Below are 26,400 nucleotides of genomic sequence, written 5' to 3'. Positions count from 1 at the left end.
CGTGCCGAAGCCACGCTGGGACATCAGCGTGGCTCTGGCGGTCAATACGGCGTCCCGCTTGCTGTCGTCGGCGTACTCCTTAGATGCCGCCGAAGTGGTACTTCAGGCCTCCCTTGACCACGAGCCCGGGGCCGGCGCTCGCCCATTTCACGTCGTTTTGCGTATCGCCCGTGCTGCCGACCGGAATGGCGTAAGGCCGGTAGTACTGGTTGAGAAGATTTTCGACCGAGAAGTTGAGCGTGAGATCGGGCCGCGGCTGATACTGGGCGTAGAGGTTGACGAGATCGTACGACGTCGCCGGCGTATAGGTCGGCGGGATGTCGGTGTTCGCGATCACCGACGTCCACATCACCGAGAGGATCAGGGTCCGGTCCAGCAACCGCACGCCGGCGGTCGTCGTGACCTTCTGCGGCGGAACGCTGTACAGGCCAAATCCCGTCTGGAGGTTTTTGCCGTTCTGGTAAGAGCCGGAGAGGCCGAAGAACCAGGTGTTCGCGTCGTACATCGCCTCGGCCTCGACACCTTGGATGCGGGCGGACGCGACGTTCTGATATTGCAGGAACGGAAGCACGGTGATGGAGGGCGCCGGCGGCGGGCCGGTGGGGACCACCAGCGGATTTCCATAGGCGACCTGATCGATGAAGTCGGAGATGTCGTTGCGGAACACGTTGATCTTGCCGCGCAGCGTATCGCCGGCCGTGAACAGATCGTTCTTCTTGATGTTGAAGCCGATCTCCTTGTTCTTGCCGACCTCGGGCCGCAGATTCGGATTCGGAACGAAGCAGAAGGTCGAATCCGCGCCTGGGCCCGGCGTGCCCGACGGACAGCGGAAGAACGAGTCGTTGATCGTCGCGCCCGAATGCGGACCGCTGACCAGCGTTTCCGTGATCGACGGCGCGCGATAACCTTCGGCGTAGCTGACATAGGGCGTCACGACCGCCGTGGGAACGAGCCCGACGGTGATCTTCGGCGACAAACGGTCGCCGCCGGACGACGAGGATGCCGAGGAGAGCTGATAATTGTCATAACGAAGCGCGCCGATCACCTCGAGCATCGAGGTATAGTTCGCCTTCCACTGCACGAAACCGCCGGAGACCGTACGCTGACCGCCGGGCGTCGTCACTTCCGAAGTGCCGGTCCTGTCCTGCGTCGACACCCTGTCCTGGAAAGCGTCCAGTCCGTAGGTCACCGCGTGACGCCAGCTGCCGGTATCGAAGCGCGTGGTGTTGTACACGTCGACGCCGACCGTATCGAGCAGATATCCGCGGTTGCTGCCGATACAGCCGGACACGGCATTGCCGGGCACGCCGCCACAGAAGACCGACGGCGTCGTGCTGGTATGCGCGGTCTTGACCTGGTCGTTCTCGGTGCGATTCCAGTAGACCTTCGCATCCCAGTCGAACCACTGGTCATCCGGCTGCGAATATTTCCAGCCGAGCGTCGTGGTGTAGTTCTTGACGTCGGACCTGTAGATCGACGTGCCGCTCAGGTTGTTGGCGCCGTTCGCATTGGTCGAGTTGGGATCGCCGGCACGGCGCGGCGGCTGACCCACGCTGTAGATGTCCTCCTGGAAGATGGTGCCGAGCTTGATCTCGTGCCCGTCGGCCGGGCGCACCGTCAGCTTGGCGATGCCGCTGGTGAGCCGGTTGCCGGTGTTGGCGACCTCGAAGCCGGTGCCGTCTTTGTAGCTCTCCTGCGTCGAATAGGTGCCGCCCGCGAACACATCCACGTTCGGATTGACGTGAACACCGCCGAAGGCCGAACCGAGCGCGCGTCCGTAATTGCTGCCAAGGATGGTCTTGACATCGACGCCCCAGCGCTCGCCGGCACGCACGACGTCCTCGATGTCCTTGGTGCGGAACGATGCCACGCCGCCGATCGCACCGGAGCCGTAGATGTTGGCGGTCGGACCACGAACGATGTCGATGCCGCTGATCAATTCGGGGTTGAGGAAGAACGAGCCGTTGGCGAAATGGCCCGTGCGCTGATAATTCTGCCGCGCGCCGTCGACAACGACGGCGACCCGGCCGAAATCCTGCAGACCGCGGATATTGATCGAGGTCGACGGCTCGTCACCGCGGTTCTGAACCCATACGCCCGGTACATTATAGATGAGATCGCCGACCGTGCTGGCCTGGCGACTTTGGATCTGCGCCGAAGTCACAACGCTGACCGGTGCGAGCGCATCGACCGCGCGCTCGTCGGTCTTGGAGGCGGCGGCCGTGATGGTGTCGAGCGCCTGGACGCCGACAATCGCCTGCGCGCGTGCATCCCACACGCTGGTGCTGGCCTGCTGCTGAACAGCTTGCGGCTTGGCCGGATTGCGCTTGGCCTGTTTGGGCTTCGCCGGCTTGGATGATTGCGCGGTTTGATCCGCGGTCTGCGCAAAGCTGCTCACCGGCGACACCGCCGCAATTGAAACCACCGACGCACCCAAAATCAGCGCGCGCGAATACCTAGCCCCGTCAGCCATACACCCAACCCAATCATGATATGTCTTGTTTGGCTGGCGTGCGCTCGCGCGGCGAGCGACTGGCTGGCTATTCTCTGGTGCAGGCCCCCCGGCCCGCATTGTTCCATTTGGTTACGTGGCAACACCCTGACGGTCAATGTCATCGGGTTGCAGTTTATATCGATTGTAAATTGCCGCCGTTGGAATGCGCCTGATGCCGCTTATACAAACAAGACGCATCTGAAATTTCGAAAGCGCATCACACCTACCATGTCAGCAACGTCCGGAGACAATAGCGGCGATGCGGCAGGGCCGACACAAAGCCCTTCTGCAACAACGAGAAGTTTGACCATACGCGGGAGCCGGATCGACAGCCGCGAGCTGTTTGCGGCGGAGCGCGAGATCATCATCGCGCATGGCGAGGACGCCTATCGCCTTCGCCTGACCTCGCAGAACAAGCTGATCCTGACGAAGTAACCTGCAATGACATTTTGTCGCACCCTCGCAAACCTCCTGTTCACCGGCACCATCGCGCTCGCCTCGACCGCGCACGCCGCCGGTATCACGGTGCATGATGCGCGCAATCGCGATGTCGCCGTTGCCGACTTCGCCCGCACGGTCTCGATCGGCGGCGCCATTACCGAGATCCTCTATGCGCTCGGGCTGGAGAGCCGCCTGGTCGGCGTCGACACCACGAGCCTGTATCCGGCAGCGGCGCTGCACGACAAACCCAATGTCGGCTACATGCGCCAGATTTCGGCCGAGGGCGTGCTGGGCCTCAACCCGACCCTGATCCTGGCGATCCAGGGATCGGGCCCGCGCGAGACCATGGACCTCCTGGAGACGGCGAAGGTGCCGCTGGTGCTGGTGCCCGAGACCTTCTCGGAGGAAGGCCTGATCGAGAAGATCAAGCTGGTCGGCCATGCCATGGGCGTCGATGCACGCGCCGAGTGCCTGGCGACCGCAGTGGCTGCGGATCTTGCGCAGTTGCGCGCACTGCGCGCCAAGGTCACGAAGCCGGTCCGCGTGATGTTCGTGATGTCGCTCCTGAACGGACGGGCGATGGTCGCCGGTCACAAGACCGCCGCCGACGAGATCATCCAGCTCGCGGGCGCCACCAACGCGGTCGAGGATTACGACGGCTACAAGAACATCGGCGACGAGGCGATCGTCGCGGCAAAACCCGACGTCGTGCTGTCGATCGAGCGCGGCAAGGACTCGCTCCAGGCCGACGCGGTCTACGCCCATCCCGGCTTCGCCCTGACGCCGGTCGCGGCCAACAAGAGTTTTATCACGATGGACGGGCTCTATCTGCTCGGCTTCGGCCCGCGCACGGCCGCGGCGGCCCGCGATCTCTCCGTCAAACTCTATCCGGCATTGGCTAACGGCGGCGCCTTCACGTCGGCTCTGTCGGCGGCGAACTGCCGGCAATGAGCGTGGCGATCGGGACGGACTCGCGGAGCCCGCGGCGCGCGAGCGCAGGACGGCGATTTACGTCGATTGCCATTCCTCTCCTCTTGGTGATCCTCGCGGCCACCGCCATCGTCGCGCTGACCGTGGGCGCAGCCGGCATTCCCCTCTCTCGCTTGCCCGCCGCGCTCGGTCTCGCAGGTAACACCACCGCCGACGCCGTAACGACGCGCGACCAGCTGGTGCTGTGGTCGATCCGCATTCCCCGGATCGCGGCGACCGCGATGGTCGGCGGCCTGCTCGCCGCGGCCGGCGCCATCATGCAAGGATTGTTTCGCAATCCGCTCGCCGATCCCGCGCTGGTCGGCGTCTCCAGCGGCGGCGCGCTGGCGGCGGCAAGCGCGATCGTGTTCACGGACTCGCGCTTCGGCGAGACGCTGCGTTTCCTTCAAACCGAGCTGTTGCCGCTCGCGGCCTTTGCGGGATCGCTGGTCACGACCGCGATCCTTTACGGCATCTCCAGCCGCGCGGGGCGGACCTCGATCGCGATCTTCCTGCTCGCCGGCGTCGCCATCACCGCCATCACCAATGCCGGCATCGGGCTGCTGGTGTTCATCGCCGACGACCGCCAGCTTCGCGACATTACATTCTGGCTGCTGGGCTCGATGAGCGGCGCGACCTGGACCAAGGCCGCCGTGCTCGCGCCGATCCTCATCATCGGGCTCGGCGCCTGCGCGCATATTGCCCGCGGCCTCGACCTGCTGGTGCTCGGCGAGGCCGACGCGTTTCACGGCGGCGTCGACGTCGAGCGCCTCAAGCGGATCTCGATCGTCATGGTCTCCGCCATGACCGGGGTCGCGGTGTCGATCAGCGGCGTCATCGGCTTCGTCGGCATCGTCGTGCCGCATCTGCTGCGTCTCGTTATTGGACCTGCGCATCGCCTGCTGCTGCCGGCCTCGGTGCTGCTCGGCGCGATCCTGATGGTCGGCGCCGACACGCTGGCGCGCACGATCGTGGCGCCTGCGGAGATGCCGATCGGCATCTTGACCGCGGCAGTCGGCGCGCCGGTCTTCCTCGGCATCCTGCTGCGCCAGCGCGGGCTCGCCTCGCTATGAGCGCCGTGATCGAGGCGCGACGCTTAAGCAAGCGCGCCGGCCGCGCCACGCTGCTCGATGGGGTCGGCCTATCGGTTGAAGCCGGCGAGATGGTCGCCATCATCGGCCCGAACGGCGCCGGCAAGTCGACGCTGCTGCGGCTGCTCTCCGGCGATCTCCGCCCGAGCGAGGGCGAGGTGCACCTGAAGCAGCGCGACATCAGCAGTTATACGCCGCGCGAGCTTGCCGCGCGCCGCGCGATGCTGTCCCAGCACATCAACGTCACCTTCCCCTTCACGGTCGAGGAGATCGTGCTGATGGGCGCGGGCGACCGCAGCCTGCGCGATGCCGTGTCGCTCGTCGACGCCGCGCTGGACGAGGTTGGCCTCGCACATTTCCGCGAACGGCAATTGCCGACGCTATCGGGCGGCGAGCAGCAGCGCACCCATTTCGCCCGCGTGCTGGTGCAGCTCGCCTGCGGCGAGGCCGAGCATGGGCCGGGGCTCCTGCTGCTGGACGAGCCGACATCGAGCCTCGACCTGCGCCACCAGATCGACCTCGTCGAAGCCGCGCGCCGCCGCGCCGCAGGCGGCACCGCTGTCATCGCGATCCTGCACGACCTCAACCTCGCGATCCGCTTCGCCGACCGGCTGATCGTCCTGAACGGCGGCAGGCTCGCCGCCGACGGCCCGCGCAGCAAGATCGTCACGCGCGAGACCATCCGCGACATCTTCGAGATCGACGCCGTCGTTCATCAGGCCGACGACGGCGTGCCCTACGTGCTGCCGCAGTCGATGCGGGCGGCGGCGCCTGCTTCGCGGTGAGGTGCACTCCCTCGCCCCGCTTGCGGGGCCGCGACGAGCTCGCTCGCGCTGAGAGGGTTGGGGTGAGGGGGAGTCTCCGCGGGGACGGTGAGAGTTGAGTTCGCGGAGAGTCCCCCTCACCCGGAATCCGCGCTTTCAGCGCGCATTCCGACCTCTCCCCGCAAGCGGGGCGAGGTAAGGAAGCGCCACCAAAGGCGAGAGTTTACCCCGCCGGCACGATCACCGTGATCTTGTCCTTGGGCCAGCGGATACGCCAGGCGAACTTGATCTCCTTGATCTCGCCGGGTTTTGCGTCGAACGCCCATTCCAGCACGCCGCGCTTGTCGCGCAGATTGGTGGTCGTGGGCGGCGTGGTCGAGGACAGCATCTCGACGCCAATATCCTCGTTCTCGCTGACCGGAAGCTGATCCTCGATCGCGATGCGGATCGGGAAGTCGTGCCCGTTGCGAACAACGGTGCGGAACGAACGCGTGTCAGTCTTGGAGGACGAGATCACGCCGGCCGTGCCTTCGTTCTGCCTGATGACGATGCGCTCGATCTTGATCTTGTCGTCGGCACCGAAGCCGAGCCGGATCGCGTCGTTCCGCGCGGCGGTCGAGAATTTGCTGCGACCGACGAATGTGCCGTCGCGGAAGATCGCGACCTTGCCGGGCAGCAGATTGGTATCCTCGGCAAGCTTGAATGACGCCTCGAGGTAGGCGGTGGGATCCACGACCGGGGCGGCGCGGATGGCGAGGTCGGGCGTCACCGTCATGGAGGAGATGAGCAGGCTCTTGGCGCCCTCATTGGCGCCGAGACTGACGCGGCCGCTGATCTGATACACGGCCTGGAAATCGCCGATCTCGGCATTGGCCTGCTGCTCGTCCGCGCGCTCGCGCAGCTCGGGCTCCGCCGCTTTCGCCATCGCCGGAGATTGCGCCTGCCGCGTCATCGGCTGCGCGGGCATCGCCATGTCCGACGCCGCGCCCAAGGCCAGCGGCTTCGGCAGTTGCGGATACCTCACGACCAGCGAATTCAGCTCCGGCGCGCTACCGCCGCGGCTGACGCGAACGGTGGAAACACCGAGGCTGACATTCGACCAGTCTTCGCCGGTCGACTGTGTCACCTCGGCGCGGCGAACCAGCTCGAGCTGCGGCTTGCGGTCCTTGGCACCGGTGTCGAGCCGGGCGTCATACAGCGGCAGCCAGCGGGCATTGCGGACTGCATAAGTCACCCGCAACGTCGCCTTGGTCGCGGCGGCGGCGGCGACATCGATGCGAACCTCGAGCTTGCTCGGCGGCTTGGCCGAACGCTCCGCTTCAAGCTGCGCGAGCTGCCGATCGATCTCGCGCTGCTTTCGCGCGGCGTCGCGGATCGCAGTGTCGGCGGTCGCGATCTCCTCGGCGACCGCGGTAAAGGCCGCGCGCCATTCGGTGATCGGCCGAGCCTCGCCCTTCTCGCCAAGGCCGGCGGGAGAAGCCTCCGCAAAGTGCTGCGCGAATTTGCGCCGGGCGTTGGCCGCGTCGATGTCACCTTGCAGATCAGCGCGCTGATCCTTCAACGCTTCGATGCGCTTGTCGAGCTCGGGCAAGTTGACGGGAGGCGCCGCGCGCGGCGGCCGCGCGTCGATGGTCCCGATGGTGAGTTTTGCGCCCGCCTCGCCCTCGACACGCAGCGAAGACGGATCGAGCGAGAGCGGAAAGTCCTTGGCGACCAGCGTGCTGTCGCCGGAGGCGAGGTCCAGCGCGATGACGCGGGTGACGGTGGCGCCGTCAGGGTAAACCGTGACGGTGTCGATGGCCGATGTGGCATCCACATCGGCGGCCCATGACGGCGAGGCGGCCGCCATGGTCACCAGAACCAGGCTCGTCGTTGCCAAACATCTTGCGGTGATGCGCATAAAGTCCCTCCTGCCGTATCGCCGCGCCGCCAGCCGGACGCGTGCGATCAAATGCCTCGCCAACATGGTTGGACGCGGCAGGGAAGGAACTGGTTCGATTGGGGTTTCCGTGGGGCGTCGCCGCGGCGCGACCAAGGCCGCGGAACGTGTCGTCGTCCCGGGGCGAAGCCGTTAAACTCAGATCCTTAGACCTGGATGGGCGACCCCTGGCCGAAGATACGGCGGAGCAGATCGGTCACGTTGCGGGCGCCGGCCTTCTTCAGGATGCCGGCGCGATAGCCTTCGACCGTGCGCGCGCTCAGATGCATGCGCCGGGCGATCTCCTTGTTGGTCAGGCCGGCAGCAAGGTGCTCGAGCACATCGCCTTCGCGCCCGGTCAGGGGCTCGCAGCCGGGCAGCCAGCGTTGCCGGTTTGAACCGGGCTGCGCGAACTCGTCGATGGCGGCATCGATCCGGCCGACGACGTCGTGGGTGCGGAACGGCTTCTCGATGAAGTCGGCTGCGCCGCTCTTGATCGCGTCGACCGCCATGGCGATGCTGCCGTTCGCCGACGTCACCAGGACCGGCGCCATGCAATTCTCGTCGCGCAGGCGCTTGAGCACGTCGAGGGCGGAACGATCCGGCGGCATCTCCAGCAGCACGCAGGCCGGCATCCGCGCCTTGGCTTCCGACAGCAGCGACGCGCCGTCGGCGAAGCAGATCACGTCATAGGCACTCTGTTGAAGCGCCATTGAAAGTTGTTCGCGGGAGGCCGCGTCAGTTTCAATGACGAATATCTCACCCTTGGAAAGCATGTTTCCCGGCATCATCCCGATCCAGCAATGTCTTGGTCAAATGGCCCGAGACGGCAGCGGGGCATCGTCGCGCCGCGTCGTCATACGCACGGCATTCACGCCCGTGCTTCGGTTTCCCTTATGTATGTTCCATCCTGTTCCCGGATTTGACGGATCGGGACAGAAACTTTACATTTCGGGACATCTGCGGGAATGGCTGACAGGAACGAGTCGCATGACCGACCTCATGCGCAGCGCAGGCTTGAGCTACTACCCGGATGTCGCCCGGTCGGTCGGACTCGACCCGAAACAGATGATGCGCAAGGTCAGGCTGCCGCTGGCCGTGCTCGACAAGCCCGATACCCCCATTGCCGTGACCAGCCTGCGCCGGCTGCTCGAATTGTCGGCAGAGGCGTCGGGCGCCGAAGATTTCGGCTTGCGGCTCGCCGAGCGCGGCGGGCTGACCAATTTCGGCGCGGTCGGCCTGATCGTGCGTGAACAGGCGACCGTCAGTGAGGCCATCGAAGCGTTCTCGCGCTTCATCCACGTTCATCACGACGGCATGAAGCTTGAGGTCACGCGCGACAAGCAGACCGTGACGGTCACACTGCATCTGCGCGGCCGGCAGCCGACCGCGCCGCGCCAGTCGATCGACATGGCGCTCGGCAGCGTCCACCGCATCATCCAGTCGCTGTTCAGCAGCGACTGGCGGCCGCTCGAGGTGCATCTGCATTATCCGCCGCCACACGACCGCAAGCGCTACCGCGACTTCTTCGGTTGCCGCGTCACCTTCAATGCCGATGACGATGCGATCCTGTTGTCGGCGCATGACATGGAGCGGCGGATCCCGAGCGCGCATCCGCTGATCGCGAGCTATCTGCGCAAACGGATCGAGGCGATCGAGACGCGGCCGGCAAGCTGGGAGGAGAAGGTCGACGAGGTGGTACGCATCCTGCTCGCAAGCGGCGACTGCACGGTCGAGCGCGTGGCCGAGCATCTCGCCTGCACCCGCCGCACCATCCATCGGCACCTCGCCGCATCGGGCACCAGCTTCTCGGCGATCCTCGACGCGCAGCGCGCCGATCTCGTGACCCAGCTGATCGACGACCCCGGCCGGCCGCTGGCCGACATCGCCACCCAGCTCGGCTTCTCCGCGCAGAGCGCGATGGCCCGCTGGTTCCGCGGCCGCTTCGGCTGCACCATCACCGCATGGCGCAAAGGCGTGCGGCCATTGGCCAAGCCCGCCGGCGTTCCCTCGGCGTCCGCGGCCTAGGCTCAGCGTGCCGGAGCGGGCACGCCCATGATGGCAAGGGCGCGCCGGGGGCTGCCGGCGAGCAGCGGCCCGAACGCAATCGCAAAGCCGAGGAACGCGACGACCCACCCGCAGGCGGCGATGTGCAGCAGAATATCGCCATGCGCAGGCAACACCACGGCAGCGACCCGCGCCAGCGCCGCGACGATGATCGCAGCGTAAATCCCCTGCGTCGCGGGCGAGGCCGTCAACGCCTGTCCGGTATGCCCGAGGCTCGCGCGCGTCATCACCGCGAGCGTCATGGTTCCGGCCGCGCCAGCCATCCAGGCATGAATGCCCGCGCTCGGCGGCAGCGCGCCGAAGACCGCCAGGGCATGCAGCAGGAAGCCCAGCGGCACGAAGACATAACCGACATGGAGGATCAGCAGCAGCCGCTCGCGCGTGGTGCGATCGCCGGCCCAGCGTGCAAGCCGGACCAGGTGCAGCCCGCCGACCAGTGCCATCACCGCGCCGGAGACCGTGTTCAGCGGCGCCACGATCCATGCGATCAGCGCGAGCGCGCTCAATCCGATCATCGCGCCGTCGAAGCGCCCGAACGGCACCGGCAAGCGGCCGGGATTGAACTTGACCAGCCAGTTGCGGGTGAAGCTCGGGATGATGCGGCCGCCGATCAGCGAGATCAGCAGCACGACCACGCCGATGCCGACGCGGATGCTGACATCGGCCGCGCCCTCGAAGTGCGCTTCGAGATGGAAGGCGATGTTGCCAGCGAGCAGCACCAGCACGAGCACTACCACCGGCAGATTGCGCCAATTGCCGCCCGCGATGATTTCGCGCGTGGCCGCGGCAACGACCAATGCCAGGAAGGCGGCATCGACGACGAGCGCGAACGCCCAACCGATATCGGCGGACAGGGTCACTGCAAAACGTCCGGCAAGCCAGACGACCAGCAGCGCGCCCAGCGACGTCCCCTGGATCGGCAGCCGCCCGGTCCAGTTCGGGATCGCCGTGAACAGGAATCCCGTGATCACCGCCGGCAGGAAGCCATAGAGCATTTCGTGGACGTGCCAGTCGCGCGGCGCGAACGCGGAACTGACCGACAATTCGCCGTAGAACATCGGCAGCCAGGCCAGGATCGAAAGCCCCGCCTGAATCGCGGCGAGCAGGAAAAACGGCCGAAAGCTGTTCGCAAACAGCGGCCAGCCCTCAAAGTTACGGGATCGGGCGCCAGCCATGGGGGCAACTCCTGTGAATTCGGACGGTCACTTGGATCGTCATTTGGAAAAATACTGCCGTCCGGCCGGCCCGTTTTGCGCTATCGCAAACTGCCTGACGAATACAGGTGCCATCACACTCCCGAGCGCCAAGGAGGCAGAATGGCCAAGGTCGACACATCGCTGGTTGCGCATTTGCCGCTGTTTTCCGGCGTCAAACCGGAGGACCTCGAGGAAATCCTGCGCGAGGCCCGCTCGGCGCGGTACCCCAGGAATACCGCCATTTTCGAACAGGGCGCCGACGCGCAATCCTTCTTCCTGCTGCTGCACGGCCACGTCCGCGCGGCCAAGACCACTCCGACCGGCGAGCAGATCGTGGTGCGCTACGTCGCCCCCGGCGAGACCTTCGGGCTCGCGATGGCGATCGGAGCCGCGCACTATCCGGCGACCGCGATGGCGGTCGACGACAGCGTGGTGCTGATCTGGCCGAATTCGGCCTGGCCGCGGCTGATCGAGCGGTTTCCGGCGATTGCCGCCAACACGCTGCAAACCGTCGGCGCGCGGCTGCAGGAGAGCCACACCCGCATCCTGGAAATGTCGACCCAGCAGGTCGAGCAGCGCGTCGCGCATGCGCTGCTGCGGCTCGCCAAACAGTCCGGCAAGAAGCTCGACCACGGCATCGAGATCGACTTCCCGATCAGCCGACAGGACATCGCGCAGATGACGGGCACCACGTTGCACACCGTCAGCCGCATCCTGAGCGGCTGGGAGAGCCAGGGCCTCGTCGAGAGCGGCCGCCAGCGCATCATCCTGCGCGATCCGCACAAGATCGTCGTGCTGGCGGAGCGTACGGCGGACGGCAATTCTGCGTAAGATAGGGGTGAGGGCGCTTCCGCTTACGGCGCAAGCCCGCCCTCACCCGGGAATCCGCACGCGACCCGTGCGAACTCCAACCCGCCTCACGCCGGCACGCATTCGCACAGCGCAGCGAGGAATTTGTCGCGATCGATGCCATGCTCGCGGCAGGCGTCTTCCACGGTATGGAAGGTCGCGATCGGACAGCCGACGCAAGCCATCCTGAAGGCGAGGAACACGCGGATCGTGTGCGGTGCCGCACGCATGATGTCATCGACCAGATCGTCGGATCGGAAGGGCATGGACAACTCCGTTCCGAAGTGACGATAGCGGGGTGGGTCCGAGCTTCTTTGTTGAAGCGCAAGCTGGTGGTTGCTTCTTCGTCTCCCCGTTCTTACGGGGAGACGTGAACTACACCGCCCTGCTGTGCAACTGCTTCGCCGGGTCCAGATGCGCATCGAACGCCGCTGCAACACTGCGCACCAGGAAGCGCGAGTCGCTCGCGACCGCGAGACGGTCGCCGTCGAGCCTGACGATGCCGTCCGAGATCAGCGGCTTCAGGCGCGCGGCCGATTGCAGCATCGCTTCGGGCTCCGCACCATGTCGCGCACAGATGTCGCCGAGATCGGCGCTGAACTCGCACATGATGCGCTCGATGATGTCGGCGCGCAGCCGGTCGTCGTCGGTGAGCCCGTAGCCCTTCGCGGTGGCGAGGCGGCCGGCGGCGACGCTCTGGGCGTAGGCGCCGATCTGCACCTGGTTCTGCACATAGCCCTGCGGCAGATGCCCGATCGCGCTCGCGCCGAAACCAAGCAGGACTTCGCCCTTGTCGGTGGTGTAGCCCTGGAAATTGCGCCGCAGCGTCCGTTCCTCGAAGGCCACGGTCATCGCGTCGTCGGGGCGCGCGAAATGGTCGAGCCCGATCTGGACGTAGCCGGCCTCCTTCAACGCATTGGCGATCGCGCAGGCCTGGTCATGACGCGCGAGGCCGTCGGGCAGCACAGCCTCGTTGATCATGCGCTGGTGCTTCTTGAAGTCAGGCACATGCGCATAGCCGAACACCGAGAAACGATCGGGCCCGAGCTCGAGGCTGCGCCGAACGGTGTCCAGGCAGGACGCGACGGTCTGGTGCGGCAGCCCATAGATGAGGTCGAAGTTGATCCCGTTGATGCCGGCGCGATGCAGCCTATCGACGACGGAAGCCGTCTGCTCATAGCTCTGCACGCGATTGATCGCGCGCTGCACGACCGGATCGAAGCTCTGCACGCCGAGGCTGGCGCGGTTGACGCCGGAGAGCCGCATGGCCTCCACCATCTCTGATGTCAGCGTGCGTGGGTCGATCTCGACCGCGATCTCGGCCGAGGGCAGCACGAAGAACGAATGGCGCATCGCCGCCATCAACTCGGCAAAAGCGTCCGGCGCCATGATGGTCGGCGTGCCGCCGCCGAAATGGATGTGCTCGACCTTGATGCGGCGGCCGATGGTCTCAGACACCTGCGCAATCTCGCTGCGCAGCGTCCGCTGATAGGCGGCGATGAGCCCGTCGCGGCGGACGATCTGGGTATGGCAGCCGCAATACCAGCACATCTCGCGGCAGAACGGCACGTGCAGATAAAGTGACGCGCTGGCTCCCGCCGGGAGCCCGGCGAGCCATTCGGCATAAGTATCCGGGCCGACCGCCGGCGAAAAATGCGGTGCGGTCGGATAGCTTGTGTAGCGCGGCAATCTCTCTTCGCCGTAGCTCGCTGCAAGATCGGTCCTCATATCTTACCCATTCGTAAATCGATGCCGCGCGGTGGCGCGGCAAATCCCGGATGGCATTGGATGACCCGTTTTCGGGCGGACCACCTTGCGCTCGCTCAAAGTCCGAGCGCCGGATCGGAGCCATGGTGACGTTCAATCCTTGCCCCTGGAGATAGGCCATGGCGTCGTTCGCGCTCGATCTCGTTCTCTGGCTCATTGGCGTTCGCGGTCATATTCCGCGCTTCGACGATTTTCGTCCCATCCCTGCCGCATCCACCGCTGGTGCCGGCTATATCGTCCGCATCCTGGCGATCACGGCCGCCATCTTTGCCGCGCTGTCGCTCGCGGTCTGGGGCACGGTCTGGATTGCGATCCAGCTTCTCTGATCGACAACCAAACATTCACAGTCGAGCGTCGTTGAACATGCGAACGATTTGCCGCTGGCGCAACTGACGCCGCGCGACGCCGTGCGCTTCGCACGGCCGATACGCGCTTCGGCAAACCTCCTAAGGATTTTACCGGAGGCGAATTCGGCAAAAGCTTGTCGCAGCGCAAACACTCTTGCCGTAACAGGCGCAGACTGCATCCGTCATCAAAACCCTTTCAGATGAAGGATGCTTCCGATGTTCACCCGCAGAGCCGCATTGATCAGCGCCGCCGCGACCGCCCTGATGCTCGCGACACCCACGTTCGCCGCCGGCGACCTCAAGCTGCCGCGGCAGAAGGTCGAGCTGGTCGCACCGCCCTTCGTGCACGCGCACGAGCAGGCCACGACGCAGGGGCCCAAGATCGTCGAGTTCAAGCTCAACATCGAGGAGAAGAAGGTCGTCATCGACGACAAGGGCACCACGTTCCAGGCCATGACCTTCAACGGCTCGATGCCGGGTCCGCTGATGGTCGTGCATGAAGGCGACTACGTCGAGGTGACGCTGGTCAATCCCGCGACCAACACCATGCCGCACAACATCGACTTCCACTCCGCGACCGGCGCGCTCGGCGGCGCCGGGCTCACGCTGGTCAATCCCGGCGAGCAGGTCGTGCTGCGCTGGAAGGCAACGCGGACCGGCGTGTTCGTCTATCACTGCGCCCCGGGCGGCCCGATGATCCCCTGGCATGTCGTCTCCGGCATGAATGGCGCGGTGATGGTGCTTCCGCGCGACGGACTGAACGACGGCAAGGGCCACGCGCTGAAATACGACAAGGTCTACTATGTCGGCGAGCAGGACATGTATGTGCCGCGCGACGAGAAGGGCAACTTCAAGTCCTATGATTCGCCGGGCGAAGCCTTCACCGAGACCGAAGAGGTGATGAAGAAGCTGATCCCGTCCCACGTGGTGTTCAACGGCAAGGTCGGTGCGCTCACCGGCAAGAACGCGCTGACGGCCAAGGTCGGCGAGAACGTGCTGATCGTGCATTCGCAGGCCAATCGCGACAGCCGTCCGCACCTGATCGGCGGCCATGGCGACTATGTCTGGGAGACCGGAAAATTCTCCAACGCGCCGGAGACGGGACTCGAGACCTGGTTCATCCGCGGCGGCTCGGCGGGAGCTGCGCTCTACAAGTTCCTGCAGCCCGGCATCTACGCCTATGTCACGCATAATCTGATCGAGGCCGCCGACCTCGGCGCCACCGCGCACTTCAAGGTCGAAGGCAAGTGGAACGACGATCTGATGACCCAGGTGAAGGCGCCCGCGGAGATACCGGCTCCCAACACCAACTAGACGCGACAGGGGGCCGGTCATCGCCGGCCCCTTCCTTCTTCGGGGGACGACCATGCTGATCGCATTCAAGCTGAAACTGCTGCTCGCCTGCGCCGCTGGGCTCGCAGGGCCGATCGCCGTGGCGCCGCTGGTCTCGGACATGGCGGTCCATGGCACGGCGACGGAGCCTGCCATCGTCAGGGTCGCGCCGGGCAGTCTCTCCTATCGCGAGGCCGGCGATTTCACCCGCGCGGGGCTACAGGCCGAAGTGCCGCTGCGCGCGATGCGCTTCAACCGGCCGCTGCACATCATGCGGCACCAGGTCTCGTCATCCGACTATCAGCTCTGCGTGCAGGATGGCGCGTGCCGCGCGCTCGATCGCGGCGTCGCGATTGCGCCTGATCGTCCCGCGGTCCAGGTGAGCTGGCACGATGCGCAGGCCTATGCGGGCTGGCTGTCGCGCAAGACCGGCCACACCTATCGCCTGCCGAGCGACGCGGAATGGGCCTTTGCGGCCGGCTCCCGTTTCAGGGACGACGGTGCGCCTGTGGACGCAGACGATCCTTCAAAGCGCTGGCTCAGCCGCTACGAGCGTGAATCCGAGCGCGACCTCTCCGACACGACGGCCTATCCGTTCGGCAAGTTCGGCACCAACGAGCACGGTATCGAAGATCTCGCCGGCAATGTCTGGGAATGGACCTCGACCTGCTTCGTGCGCTCGCGGATCGACGCAGCCGGCAATGCCGGCCGCCCCACCGTGAATTGCGGCGTGCGCGTCGCCGAGGGCGCGCACCGCGCCTACGTCACCGACTTCATCCGCGACGCTCGCGCCGGCGGCTGCGCACAGGGCGTGCCGCCCGCCAATCTCGGCTTCCGCCTGGTGCGCGAGGAGCCGTCATGGGTCGCAAGCGTGTCGGCGCGGTGGGGCAAGGTGTGGGCGGCGCGGTCGTAGGTATCGCCGAGTAGCCCGGATGGAGCGCAGCGCAATCCGGGATCGGACCATCCACGAGCACCCCGGATTTCGCTACGCTCCATCCGGGCTACGGCGCATCACATCGTTCGCGCAAACATGCGAAATCCGGGCGCGCCGATGATCGCCTCGAACGCGGGATCGCGCTTCTCTTCGGCGAAGACAAATCCTGCCTTGGCGTAGGCGCGTTCGGCCGGCTGATTGCCGATCAGGAACGATATCGTCGCGCGGGCAAATCCGGCCGCTCGTCCCTTATCGAGTGCGTGCGCAAGCAACGCCTGCACGAAACCGCGACCGCCATGGGCGGGATCGGTCGCGACGTGCTCGATCATCCAGTCGCCCTCGCCGCCCTGAACCCAGCAGGCGCGCGTGTAGGTGCCGCGGCGACGGATGGCTTCCAGCTCCGGCGCGGCAAGCCCCGTCGCGGCACCGACCTCCTCGATGGCACGCCAGGCCGCAGGTCCCGTGCCCGCCGCCGGCAGTGCGCACAACGCGGCAGCAGGCTTGCCATCGATCTCGGCGATCAGGAATTGCGAGACATGCCACATCGACACCGCGTGCGCGGTCGTGACGCGCGCGATGAAATCGCGGCACTGTGCCTGGGACCAGCCGAGCGTGACGTCGAACCAGCCGCGCGGCCGATAGCCGCGCTGCGACGACAGGATAGTTTGTGCGATGAAATCGGCGTCTTCGGGACGCGCAGACCGTATCGTCATGCGCGCCCCCGTTGCGACGACCTTACGTATTCTTCAGCGCGACGCGGAATTCGGCCTCGGTCTTGGCCTTGACCTCGTCGAGCGAGACGCCGTCGGCGAGCTCGATCAGGGCCATGCCGCCGTCGCCGTGCTTGTCGATGGTGAAGACGGCGAGATCGGTGACGACCATGTCGACCACGCGCTCGCCGGTCAGCGGCAGATTGCACTTCTTCAGCAGCTTCGAGCCGTCCTTGGCCGAATGCTCCATCACGACGACGACGCGCTTGACGCCGGCGACGAGATCCATCGCGCCGCCCATGCCCTTGACCATCTTGCCGGGGATCATCCAATTGGCGAGATCGCCGTTCTGGGCCACCTGCATGGCGCCGAGGATCGACAGGTCCATGTGGCCGCCGCGGATCATCCCGAAAGAATCCGCGCTCGAGAAATACGAGGTCGAGGGCAGCTCGCTCACGGTCTGCTTGCCGGCATTGATGAGGTCGGCATCCACCTCGTCCTCATAGGGGAACGGGCCCATGCCGAGCATGCCGTTCTCGCTCTGGAGGCTGACATCGACGCCATCGGGGATGAAGTTCGAGACCAGCGTCGGGATGCCGATGCCGAGATTGACGTAGTAGCCGTCGCGCAGTTCCTTGGCGGCGCGCGCAGCCATCTGTTCACGGGTCCAGGCCATGTGAGTCTCCTGACGCTTAAGCGGCGGTGCGCGGGCGGGTGTTGCGGAATTCGATGCGCTTCTTGGCCGTGCCGACCTCGACGATGCGCTTCACGAAGATGCCGGGCGTGTGGATGTGGTCGGGATTGAGTTCACCGGCCGGAACCAGATGCTCGACCTCGGCCACCGTGATCTTGGCGGCGGTCGCCATCATCGGATTAAAGTTGCGCGCGGTCTTGCGGTAGATGAGGTTGCCGGCGGTGTCGCCCTTCCAGGCGTGCACGATGGCGAGGTCGGCGAACAGGCCGCGCTCCATCAGGTACTTCTCGCCGTCGAACTCCTTCACTTCCTTGCCTTCAGCGATCAGCGTGCCGACACCGGTCTTGGTGTAGAAGGCCGGGATACCGGCGCCGCCGGCGCGGATGCGCTCGGCCAGCGTGCCCTGCGGATTGAATTCGAGTTCCAGCTCGCCGGCCAGGAATTGCTGGGCGAACAGCTTGTTCTCGCCGACATAGGACGAAATCATCTTCTTGATCTGGCGGGTTTCGAGCAGGCGGCTGAGGCCGATCCCGTCGACGCCGGCATTGTTGGAGACGACCGTCAGGCCCTTGACGCCGGACTCGCGGATCGCGTCCGACAGCTCCTCGGCAATGCCGCAGAGGCCGAAGCCGCCCGACATGATCATCATGTTGTCTTTCAGAACGCCTTCGAGAGCCGACTTGGCGTCGGGATAGACCTTGTTCATGCAAATAACCTTTGGGTGAACCTTCGGCTGGCAGGCGTCGCGCCTCATTGGCGGCGATTATTAGGCGAAATCGTCCAAAGCCGTCAATGATACGGGGTTCTCCGTTCCGTCCTCCGGTGATAGAAGCTGCCCACGCCGTGGGCAGACCCGTCCGCGGCCTTGAAAGCGACAAGAAAACCCATCAAGTTGCGGGGGTTGGGCGTGGGCACGCAGGTTTCCCGGTCCGCTCTTCTGGCTCCAGCGACCAACCCGATCAGGACATGCCATTGACCATGGCCCAAGGAATGAAGCGCCTCGGGACGCCGATCGCGGCGCTGCTCGGCCTCGCGCTGATCGCCCTGATCGCGACCTCCTGGCTCATCAACCGCGACGCGCTGCGCAAGGCGGTGGAAACGCAGATCCGCGACGTCACCGGGCTCGAGCTCAGCGTGGCAGGCAGCATCGACATTTCGCTGCTGCCGGCAAGCTACATTTCGTTCCATGACGTCGGCCTGAAGGGCGGCGGCACCAGCGATCCCGCGCTCCATGTCGACGTGCTCACCGCCAATCTCCGGCTGCTGCCGCTGCTGCTGCAGCGGTTCGAGATCGCCGACCTGACCCTGCTGCGGCCGCGCATCCATGTCAGCCTGAAGCAGGATGGCGAAAGCAACTGGACGCCCTTCATCCAGACCATTGCGCGCACCATGAAGCCGGGCGCCGAGAACCAGGTGTCGTTCTCCGAGATCAGGATCCAGGATGGTGTGCTCAATTACGAGGACGCCACCACCCACGCCGCCGAGAAGTTCGAGGACATCGACCTGTCGCTGGCCTGGCCCTCGATCTCGCGGTCCTTCGCCGCGACCGGACAATTCGACTGGCGCGGCGAGCGCGTCGACGGCTCGATCAGCTTCGCCGATTTCGTCGCCGCCCTCTCCGGCGACCGCTCCGGGCTGAAGGCGCGGATCGCCAGCGCCCCGCTCAAGCTTGCCTTCGACGGCAGCGTCGCCAACCGCACCAGCCCGATGATGGAAGGCACGCTCACCATCGACAGCCCGTCCTTGCGCAACGCGCTGCGCTGGACCGGTCAGCCGCAGCCCGGCAGCGGCGGCTTCGGCCGCTTCGCGCTGAAGGCGCGCGCCAATGTCGTCGGCGCCTCGATCGCGCTCACCAACGTCAATGTCGAGCTCGACGGCAACACCGCCGAGGGCGTGATGACCTACGCCAATAACGGCCGGCAGACGCTGCAAGCGACGCTTGCCGCCGACGCGCTCGACTTCACACCTTATATTTCGACCTTCCGCCTGCTCGCCAGCGGCGCCCGCGACTGGAACAGGCAGCTGTTCGATCTCAACGGGCTTTCGACCACCGACCTCGACATGCGCCTGTCGGCAGCCAGGCTGACAGTCGGGACGTCGAAGCTCGGCCGCACCGCGATCGGCGCCAATCTGCGCAACGGCACGCTGGCGCTCTCGGTCGGCGAAGCTCAGGTCTATGGCGGCATCGCCAAGGGCTCGTTCGGGATCGCGCGCTCCGACACCGTCGCCGACGTCAAGGCGCAATTCCAGTTCACCGATGTCGATCTTCAGGCCTGCGCCTCCGAATTGTTCGGCCTCAACAAGCTGTCCGGCCGCGGCAACATCAACGTCTCGCTGCTGGCCTCCGGCTCCAGCCCGTTCGGCCTCGTGCAGTCGCTCGACGGCACTGCCACCGTGACCGGGCACGACGGTGCGATCTCGGGCTTCAACGCCGAGCAGCTCCTGAAGCGGCTGGAGCGGCGGCCGCTGTCGGGTGGCGGCAATTTCCGCAACGGCTCGACCCCTTATGACACCCTCACCATCGCGGTGAAATTCTCCGATGGGATCGCCACCGCCGAGGACATCCGCATCGAGGGGCCGGCTGCGAAGATCACGCTGACGGGCACTGCCTCGGTGCCGACGCGCGAATACGACATGAAGGGCGTGGCGAGCCTCAATACGACGTCCGGCTTTCAATTGCCCTTCATGGTGCAGGGTCCCTGGGACGATCCGCTGATCTTCCCCGACCCCGAAAGCTTGATCCGCCAGTCACCTGCGGCGTCCCCCTTCCTGGACCTCCTGAAGCGGCGCATCACCGGCGAGAAGCACCCTGCGCCGCCAGATTCGCCGACGGCCGAGAACGCCAAGGAAAACGCGAAGTCCAACTGAGGACGGCGATCGTCCGGCGCTGCCGGACCATCGCGAATTGATCCGGCCGAATTGATGCGGCGATTGGATCGATGCGCGGATTAAGCATCTCCGCTGGCCCGACACCCCACGACCTATGTCTGACAAGATGCCGCTAGATCGGCTGACGGCCATGCGCTAGTGTTTTATACGACCGGTTAAAAACACCGGCCGTTTGAGGGAGAAAAACGTGAGATCCAAGGTTATTGGCGCAGTTTCATTGGCGGTCGCTGCGGTTGGGCTTTTTGCGGCCACTGCACCCGCCTTTGCGCAGCAGAAGACGATCACGGTCTGGTGGGGCAAGGGCTTCTATCGGTCCGAAGACGACGCGCTGATCGAGACGATCAAGAAGTTCGAAGCCAAGACCGGCATCAAGGTCGAATTGTCGCAGTATGCGATCCAGGACATGATTCCGAAGACGGTGGCCGCGCTCGATGCCGGCACCGTGCCCGATGTCGCCTATTCCGATTCCTACGACGTGCAGGCGCAGGGCAAGTGGGCCTATGAGGGCAAGCTCGAGGACCTCACGGACGTCATGGAGCCGATCAAGGGCCGGTTCGTGCAGAACACGCTGGACGCGTCGATCCTCTATAACGACGTCACCAAGAAGAAGGCCTATTACGGCTTCCCGCTGAAGCAGCAGAGCATGCATGTCGAGATCTGGAACGACATGCTGGAAAAGGCCGGCTTCAAGCTCGCCGACATCCCGACTGACTGGGCGGGCTACTGGACGTTCTGGTGCGACAAGGTGCAGCCGGGTATCCGTAAAGCCACCGGCCAGCGCATCTACGGCGTCGGCCAGCCGATGGGCGTGGAATCCACCGACGCCTTCCAGTCGTTCTACACCTTCATGGACGCCTACCACGTCAAGCTGGTCGACGACGACGGCAAGCTCCTGGTCGACGATCCCAAGGTGCGCGAGAATTTGATCAGCGCGCTGAAGGATTATACCGATACCTATATCAAGGGCTGCACGCCGCCCTCTTCCACAACCTGGAAGGACCCCGACAACAACGTCGCGTTCCACAACAAGACCATCGTGATGACCCACAACTTCACGATCTCGATCGCGGCGAAGTGGTTCGAGGACTCGCAGAACCAGGCGCTCACGCAGGAGCAGCGCGACGCCGGCAAGAAGGCCTATGAGCAGGACATCGTCACGGCGTCCTTCCCGAAGGCGCCCGACGGTTCGACCATCCGCTACCGCTCCGACGTCAAGACCGGGCTGGTGTTCACCGCGGCCAAGAACAAGGCCGAGGCCAAGCAGTTCATCAGCTTCCTGCTCCAGGAAGAGAATGTTCGTCCCTATATCGAGGGCGCGCTCGGCCGCTGGTTCCCGGTGACGAAGGAAAGCCAGGCCAGCCCGTTCTGGCAGGCCGACAAGCATCGCAAGGCGGTCTACGCCCAGTTCACCGGCGGTACCGCCGCGTTCGACTTCACCAAGAACTGGAAGTTCACGATCCTCAACAACGAGAACGTCTGGGCCAAGGCGATGAACCGGGTCGTCAGCGAAAAGGTCCCGGTCGACAAGGCCGTCGACGAGCTGATCGTCCGCATCAAGCAGGTTGCAGGCTAAAGCTTCTTTCTTCCTCTCCCCGCTGGCGCGGGGAGAGGCGAAACGCTAATACCGGCCGCCTCGTGCGGCCGGAAGTCCTTTCAAAGAGTCCTGAAGAATGGCGATTACGCTCTCTGGCGATCAGTCGATGCCCGCTCCGCCCTTGTCGTCGCGGCTGACCCCGGCGCAGGTCTGGGGCATCGTGCTGCTCGCGCCCTATCTGCTCGTCTTCCTCGCCTTCGTCGTATATCCCGTCTGCTACGGGCTGTGGCTGGCGCGGGCCCCGTCGAATTATGTCGCGCTGTTTCACGATCCGATCTTCGCGCGCGCCGCGGTCAACACGCTGATCTTCCTGGTCATCGGCATCAACATCAAGATGCTGATCGCGTTGTTCCTGTCCGGCTTCTTCGCGCAGCAGCGCACCTGGATCAAATGGCTCTCGGTGATCTTCATCCTGCCCTGGGCGGTGCCGTCGATCCCGACCATCCTGTCGGTGCGCTTCATGTTCAATCCCGAATGGGGCGTGGTCAACCACCTCATCTTCTCCCTCACCGGCGATGACGGCCCGAACTGGCTGAACGACCCCGCCGTGGCGCTGAGCATGGCCATCGGCGTGCACATCTGGAAATCACTGCCGTTCTGGACGCTGATCCTGATCACCGGACGCCTTGCGATCGCGCACGATCTGTTCGAGGCCGCCGAGGTCGATGGCGCGAGCTGGTGGCAGAAATTCCGCTACATCACCTGGCCGTCGATGCAGACGCTCTACATCACCTGCACGCTGCTCTCGATGATCTGGACGCTCGGCGATTTCAACAGCGTCTATCTGCTCACCGGCGGTGGCCCGGCTGACCTCACGCACGTGCTGGCGACGCTCGGTATCCGCTATCTCCGGCTCGACCAGCTCTCGCTAGCGATGGCCTCCATCGTCTGCGCGATGCCGTTCGTCCTGCCGCTCGTGTACTTTATGATGAAACGGTTGTCGCGATGAAGCTTCCCGGCGTAAGCGAATTTTCCTGGCGCGACGTCGCGATCGAAGCGCGGCTGCTGCTGATCGGTATTCCCGTCTTCCTGTGGACGATGATTCCGATCTACCACATGTTCCTGTTCGCGATCTCCCCGAAGGAGGACGCGTTCTCGGGCAAGCTGTGGCCGGATCATCCGACGCTCCACAACTTCGAGATCGTGTTCAAACAGCAGCACTACTTCCTGCGCGACTTCTACATCCAGTTCTGGAACTCGACGGTGATCGCGGTCTCCGTCGGCGTGCTGACGCTGTTCATCGCCACTGCCGCGGCGTTCGCGATCTCGCGATTGAAGGTGCCGGGCGGCCGCACCGTGTTGAACCTCGCGCTCTTCACCTATTTCATCCCCGCGGCGTTCCTCGCCGTGCCGATGTACCGCACCATGGGCAATTACGGCCTGCTCAACAATCACTGGTCGCTGATCCTGGCCATGGTGACGATCGCCAGCCCCTACGCGATCTGGGTGCTCAAGCAGGCCTCCGACAAGCTGCCGGTCGAGCTGGATGAAGCCGCGGTGATGGACGGCGCCACGACGCTCCAGATCTTCCGCCTGGTCTACCTGCCGCTGATGATGCCCTCGCTGGTCGCGATCGGCACCTATGCGGTGCTGCTCGCCTGGAACGAATATCTCTACGCGTTCCTGCTTCTGTCCAACGACCGCGAGATCACCCTCCCCGTCGCGCTCGGCAACTTCCTCGCTGCCGACGATTCGCCCTGGGAGCTGTTGATGACCACCGGCTTCATTTACGCGCTGCCGCCGGCCGCGGTCTACTACGCCTTCCGCCGCTACATGGTGGGCGGGCTCACGGCAGGCGCAGTGAAGTCCTGACAATCGAGAGCCTCGTTCCGATGGAATCGGAACGGGGCTCTCGATTCTTGTTTTGACGCGTTTTCCTTACGCGAACCGGTATCCACTTCGCTCGAAATCGCTCCCGGACGCATCGCGTCGCCGCAAGCAGGGCGTTCGAGCGACGACGTGGACAATTGCGGGTTGTCCACGCCTGCTCTAACCTCGCAGCCCTGTCACGGGGCACGTCACCATGCGCGGCAACGACGCGATCCATCTCGGCCTGATGCTGCTGGCGTTCGCGGCGTCCTATCTGGTGCCGTTCGAGCTACTGCTGCTGGCCTATGTCGTGCTTGGCCCGGCGCACTACTTCACCGAGATCTCGTGGCTGCACGATCGCAGCTATTATCTGCCCCATCGCGGGATCGCGGCGGTGCTCGCGATCGTCGCCGTGGTCGCGGTGCTGATCGACAACGCCTCGTGGTTCGGCTTTGCGATGTGGGGCGCGCTGGTCGTCTGCGCCATGCTGGCAGCTACCACCTCCGCGATCGAGAGCATGCTGCTGTTCATGGTGGCGATCGCCCTGTCCGCGATCATGTATTCGAGCGGATCGTCGCTTGCGGTCATCGGTATCCTGATTCCGACCCTGATCCACGTCTCGCTGTTCACGCTGATCTTCATGGTGCTCGGCGCGCACCGGTCGGGCAGCCGCGTGCAGGCTGCGCTGGTGGTCGTCTACCTGATTGCGGTCGCCACGATCCTGTTGCTGCCGCCAACGGCCGAAATCCGGATCCCGAGCTTTGCCCGGGTCGGACAGGACTATTTCGGCAATGTCGGTCCGGCGCTGGGCCGGCTGTTCGGAGTCCCCGGCCTCGTCCTCGACACCCGGCTGACGAGCCTGCTCGCCTTCGTCTACACCTACCACTACCTCAACTGGTTCATCAAAGCCGACGTCATCCGCTGGACTGAGGTGCCCAAGGCGCGGCTGGCGGCGATGGCCGCCGCAAGCGCCGCCTCCACCGCGCTGTACTTCTACGACTACGCTTTCGGCTTCACCTTCCTGCTGGCGCTGAGCCTGATCCACATCCTGCTCGAGTTTCCGCTCGACAGCCTCGCGCTGCGGCAGCTCGGTGCCGCGATGCAGGGCGCGGTGCGCGCGCGATATGCGGCGCCCATCGCGACTTCCGCAACGCAATCGCGTTCTACGGGCACCAAGGCCGCGAAACGCGCAACCCGGTCACGCTGATCATCTCTCCGCGCTCTTGTGTCGATACGCGACCAGCAGGGCAATCGTCGAGCCGATGAAGTAGCCGGCGGTCGCGCCCGAGATGGCGCGGCCGGCGACGATCGCCAGCGCGCGGTCGCCCGCATCGATCGCCGAGATCACGCCGACCGCATATTGCGAGGCGAAGACAATGAGGTTGCGGACCAGACCAAATGGACTGCCCGGACGGATGATCTGCCCGGTCGGGTGATCGACGTCGAACGGGCGCGGCGTCAGCACGCCAAGAGGCAGCAGCGCCAGCGCGGCCGCGATCCATGCGACCAGCGGCCAAACGCTGTCTTGGTGGCCGAAGCCGAGCCGCGAAATCCCCCAGACGATGAACACGACCGGCACGATCAGCGCGCGCCAGATCGGCGTCGTGCGCGGCTGCATCGCCTGAACGCCCTGCCACACCAGAAAAGCGAGCAGCATCCAGACCCAGACCGGCGTATGGATCAGGACCTGGTAGGCGAATGTCATGATTGCTCCTCGCCTACAGCGGCGCCGCGCTCTCGCCCTGCGAGCTCGAGAGTTTCGAGGCAAGCGAGGCGATGACGATGACCACCGCGATCAGGGCGATCACCAGCGTGCAGATCGCGTTGATCTCGGGCTTCACGCCAAGCCGCACCTCCGAGTAGATCCGGATCGGCAGCGTCGCCGAGCCGGGGCCGGTGGTGAAGCTCGCGATCACGAGATCATCGAGCGACAGCGTGAAGGCCAGCATCCAGCCCGCCACGATCGCGGGCGCGATCAGCGGCAGCGTCACGGCGACGAAGGCGCGAACCGGGTTGCAGCCGAGATCCATCGCCGCCTCCTCCAGCGAACGGTCGAGCGAGCCGAGGCGGGACTGCACGACCACCGCGACGAAGCACATCGTCAGCGTGGTGTGGGCGATCGTCACCGTCCAGAAGCCGCGCTCGGCGTTGAGCGCGACGAACAGCAGCAATAGCGACAATCCGGTGATCACCTCCGGCATCACCAGCGGCGCGTAGAGCATGCCCGAGAACAGCGTGCTGCCGCGAAAGCGCTCGCCGCGCGACAGCGCAACGGCGGCGAGCGTGCCGAGCAACGTGGCGATGGTCGCGGAGGAGACCGCGACCCGCAGGCTCATCCAGGCCGCCTCGATCATGGCGCGGTCGTTGAAGAACTCGTGGTACCAGCGCAGCGACCAGCCGCCCCACACCGTCACCAGCCGCGAGGCATTGAAGGAGTAGATGACGAGGATGAGGATCGGCAGATAGAGGAATGCCAGGCCCAATGCGAGCGAGGCGATGTTGAAGCGGGACAGGCGGGAGACCTTGCGCATCGCT

The 26,400-nt window shown here is 65.1% G+C and carries 25 protein-coding genes; 14 read left to right on the top strand and 11 right to left on the bottom strand.

Annotated features, from left to right (window positions below):
• Positions 1-79: 79 nt before the first annotated feature.
• Complete coding sequence (locus tag IVB46_RS16350) at positions 80-2,473, bottom strand: TonB-dependent hemoglobin/transferrin/lactoferrin family receptor (RefSeq protein WP_247302442.1); 2,394 nt, start codon at positions 2,471-2,473, stop codon at positions 80-82.
• Between the two features lie 249 nt (positions 2,474-2,722).
• Here IVB46_RS16350 and IVB46_RS16345 point away from each other — a divergent pair, with 249 nt between their 5' ends.
• From IVB46_RS16345 to IVB46_RS16330, 4 genes are read left to right on the top strand one after another with little or no spacing between them, the layout of a single operon-like run.
• Entirely contained in the window at positions 2,723-2,929 is a 207-nt protein-coding gene (locus IVB46_RS16345; RefSeq protein ID WP_063981151.1) for a hemin uptake protein HemP, read from the top strand.
• A gap of 6 nt (positions 2,930-2,935) precedes the next feature.
• On the top strand, positions 2,936-3,886 hold the full coding sequence (locus tag IVB46_RS16340; protein WP_247302440.1) for a hemin ABC transporter substrate-binding protein: 951 nt from the start codon (positions 2,936-2,938) through the stop codon (positions 3,884-3,886).
• A complete protein-coding gene (locus tag IVB46_RS16335; protein WP_247302437.1) occupies positions 3,883-4,977 on the top strand; it encodes an iron ABC transporter permease in 1,095 nt (364 codons plus the stop codon). The genes IVB46_RS16340 and IVB46_RS16335 overlap by 4 nt, the downstream gene beginning before the upstream one ends.
• Positions 4,974-5,780 (top strand): heme ABC transporter ATP-binding protein, encoded by an 807-nt coding sequence (locus IVB46_RS16330; RefSeq protein ID WP_247302435.1) that lies wholly within the window; start codon positions 4,974-4,976, stop codon positions 5,778-5,780. Before IVB46_RS16335 ends, IVB46_RS16330 begins: the two co-directional genes overlap by 4 nt.
• A gap of 202 nt (positions 5,781-5,982) precedes the next feature.
• On the opposite strand, the gene IVB46_RS16325 is transcribed toward IVB46_RS16330, so the two are convergent.
• Both IVB46_RS16325 and IVB46_RS16320 read right to left on the bottom strand, forming a co-directional pair.
• Positions 5,983-7,659 (bottom strand): mucoidy inhibitor MuiA family protein, encoded by a 1,677-nt coding sequence (locus IVB46_RS16325; RefSeq protein WP_247302432.1) that lies wholly within the window; start codon positions 7,657-7,659, stop codon positions 5,983-5,985.
• A 185-nt stretch (positions 7,660-7,844) separates the two neighbouring features.
• Positions 7,845-8,465: a response regulator gene (locus IVB46_RS16320; RefSeq protein WP_247302573.1), complete on the bottom strand. Its 621-nt coding sequence runs from the start codon at positions 8,463-8,465 to the stop codon at positions 7,845-7,847.
• A gap of 202 nt (positions 8,466-8,667) precedes the next feature.
• Between IVB46_RS16320 and IVB46_RS16315 the strand changes: the two genes are divergently transcribed.
• Positions 8,668-9,705, top strand: coding sequence for an AraC family transcriptional regulator (locus tag IVB46_RS16315; protein ID WP_247343094.1), 1,038 nt, complete (start codon positions 8,668-8,670; stop codon positions 9,703-9,705).
• 2 nt (positions 9,706-9,707) lie between these two features.
• Here the strand turns inward: IVB46_RS16315 and IVB46_RS16310 are convergent, their stop codons facing one another.
• Entirely contained in the window at positions 9,708-10,919 is a 1,212-nt protein-coding gene (locus IVB46_RS16310) for an NnrS family protein (RefSeq protein WP_247302427.1), read from the bottom strand.
• A gap of 141 nt (positions 10,920-11,060) precedes the next feature.
• On the opposite strand from IVB46_RS16310, the gene IVB46_RS16305 reads away from it, so the two are divergent.
• On the top strand, positions 11,061-11,771 hold the full coding sequence (locus IVB46_RS16305; protein WP_039153608.1) for a Crp/Fnr family transcriptional regulator: 711 nt from the start codon (positions 11,061-11,063) through the stop codon (positions 11,769-11,771).
• A gap of 86 nt (positions 11,772-11,857) precedes the next feature.
• On the opposite strand, the gene IVB46_RS16300 is transcribed toward IVB46_RS16305, so the two are convergent.
• Positions 11,858-12,055 carry a DUF1858 domain-containing protein gene (locus IVB46_RS16300; RefSeq protein WP_014492467.1) on the bottom strand — a complete coding sequence of 66 codons (198 nt, stop codon included), beginning with the start codon at positions 12,053-12,055 and terminating at the stop codon, positions 11,858-11,860.
• A gap of 109 nt (positions 12,056-12,164) precedes the next feature.
• Positions 12,165-13,517, bottom strand: a complete 1,353-nt coding sequence (gene hemN / locus IVB46_RS16295) for an oxygen-independent coproporphyrinogen III oxidase (RefSeq protein ID WP_247302425.1) — start codon at positions 13,515-13,517, stop codon at positions 12,165-12,167.
• 158 nt (positions 13,518-13,675) lie between these two features.
• Between hemN and IVB46_RS16290 the strand changes: the two genes are divergently transcribed.
• From IVB46_RS16290 to IVB46_RS16280, 3 genes are all read left to right on the top strand, one after another.
• Entirely contained in the window at positions 13,676-13,882 is a 207-nt protein-coding gene (locus IVB46_RS16290) for a hypothetical protein (RefSeq protein WP_247302423.1), read from the top strand.
• Between the two features lie 237 nt (positions 13,883-14,119).
• Positions 14,120-15,217 (top strand): copper-containing nitrite reductase, encoded by a 1,098-nt coding sequence (nirK, locus tag IVB46_RS16285; protein WP_247343090.1) that lies wholly within the window; start codon positions 14,120-14,122, stop codon positions 15,215-15,217.
• A gap of 52 nt (positions 15,218-15,269) precedes the next feature.
• A complete protein-coding gene (locus IVB46_RS16280) occupies positions 15,270-16,148 on the top strand; it encodes an SUMF1/EgtB/PvdO family nonheme iron enzyme (RefSeq protein WP_247302420.1) in 879 nt (292 codons plus the stop codon).
• Between the two features lie 98 nt (positions 16,149-16,246).
• Here IVB46_RS16280 and IVB46_RS16275 read toward each other — a convergent pair whose 3' ends face one another.
• The 3 genes from IVB46_RS16275 to IVB46_RS16265 are packed head-to-tail and all read right to left on the bottom strand — an operon-like array spanning position 16,247 to position 18,279.
• Complete coding sequence (locus IVB46_RS16275) at positions 16,247-16,882, bottom strand: GNAT family N-acetyltransferase (protein WP_247302418.1); 636 nt, start codon at positions 16,880-16,882, stop codon at positions 16,247-16,249.
• Positions 16,883-16,904: 22 nt separating this feature from the next.
• Positions 16,905-17,555, bottom strand: a complete 651-nt coding sequence (locus IVB46_RS16270) for a 3-oxoacid CoA-transferase subunit B (RefSeq protein WP_011089829.1) — start codon at positions 17,553-17,555, stop codon at positions 16,905-16,907.
• Positions 17,556-17,571: 16 nt separating this feature from the next.
• Positions 17,572-18,279, bottom strand: a complete 708-nt coding sequence (locus IVB46_RS16265) for a CoA transferase subunit A (RefSeq protein WP_028151658.1) — start codon at positions 18,277-18,279, stop codon at positions 17,572-17,574.
• A gap of 272 nt (positions 18,280-18,551) precedes the next feature.
• On the opposite strand from IVB46_RS16265, the gene IVB46_RS16260 reads away from it, so the two are divergent.
• The 5 genes from IVB46_RS16260 to IVB46_RS16240 all read left to right on the top strand — a co-directional run bounded on the left by IVB46_RS16260 (position 18,552) and on the right by IVB46_RS16240 (position 25,072).
• Positions 18,552-20,441 carry an AsmA family protein gene (locus IVB46_RS16260; protein WP_247302571.1) on the top strand — a complete coding sequence of 630 codons (1,890 nt, stop codon included), beginning with the start codon at positions 18,552-18,554 and terminating at the stop codon, positions 20,439-20,441.
• 208 nt (positions 20,442-20,649) lie between these two features.
• A complete protein-coding gene (locus tag IVB46_RS16255; RefSeq protein ID WP_071909773.1) occupies positions 20,650-22,035 on the top strand; it encodes an ABC transporter substrate-binding protein in 1,386 nt (461 codons plus the stop codon).
• A 97-nt stretch (positions 22,036-22,132) separates the two neighbouring features.
• On the top strand, positions 22,133-23,005 hold the full coding sequence (locus tag IVB46_RS16250; protein WP_028151661.1) for a sugar ABC transporter permease: 873 nt from the start codon (positions 22,133-22,135) through the stop codon (positions 23,003-23,005).
• Complete coding sequence (locus IVB46_RS16245; RefSeq protein ID WP_028151662.1) at positions 23,002-23,868, top strand: carbohydrate ABC transporter permease; 867 nt, start codon at positions 23,002-23,004, stop codon at positions 23,866-23,868. The genes IVB46_RS16250 and IVB46_RS16245 overlap by 4 nt, the downstream gene beginning before the upstream one ends.
• Before the next feature lie 211 nt (positions 23,869-24,079).
• Positions 24,080-25,072 (top strand): hypothetical protein, encoded by a 993-nt coding sequence (locus tag IVB46_RS16240; protein ID WP_247302416.1) that lies wholly within the window; start codon positions 24,080-24,082, stop codon positions 25,070-25,072.
• On the opposite strand, the gene IVB46_RS16235 is transcribed toward IVB46_RS16240, so the two are convergent.
• Positions 25,073-25,570 (bottom strand): DUF6622 family protein, encoded by a 498-nt coding sequence (locus IVB46_RS16235; protein WP_247343087.1) that lies wholly within the window; start codon positions 25,568-25,570, stop codon positions 25,073-25,075.
• A 13-nt stretch (positions 25,571-25,583) separates the two neighbouring features.
• Positions 25,584-26,396 (bottom strand): ABC transporter permease subunit, encoded by an 813-nt coding sequence (locus tag IVB46_RS16230; protein WP_247302413.1) that lies wholly within the window; start codon positions 26,394-26,396, stop codon positions 25,584-25,586.
• Between the last annotated feature and the right edge of the window lie 4 nt (positions 26,397-26,400).

The organism is Bradyrhizobium sp. 61 (genome assembly GCF_023073075.1).
Lineage (GTDB): Bacteria > Pseudomonadota > Alphaproteobacteria > Rhizobiales > Xanthobacteraceae > Bradyrhizobium > Bradyrhizobium barranii.
The sequence above is the reverse complement of the archived record's forward strand: the minus strand, read 5'-3'. Positions and strand labels throughout refer to the sequence as shown.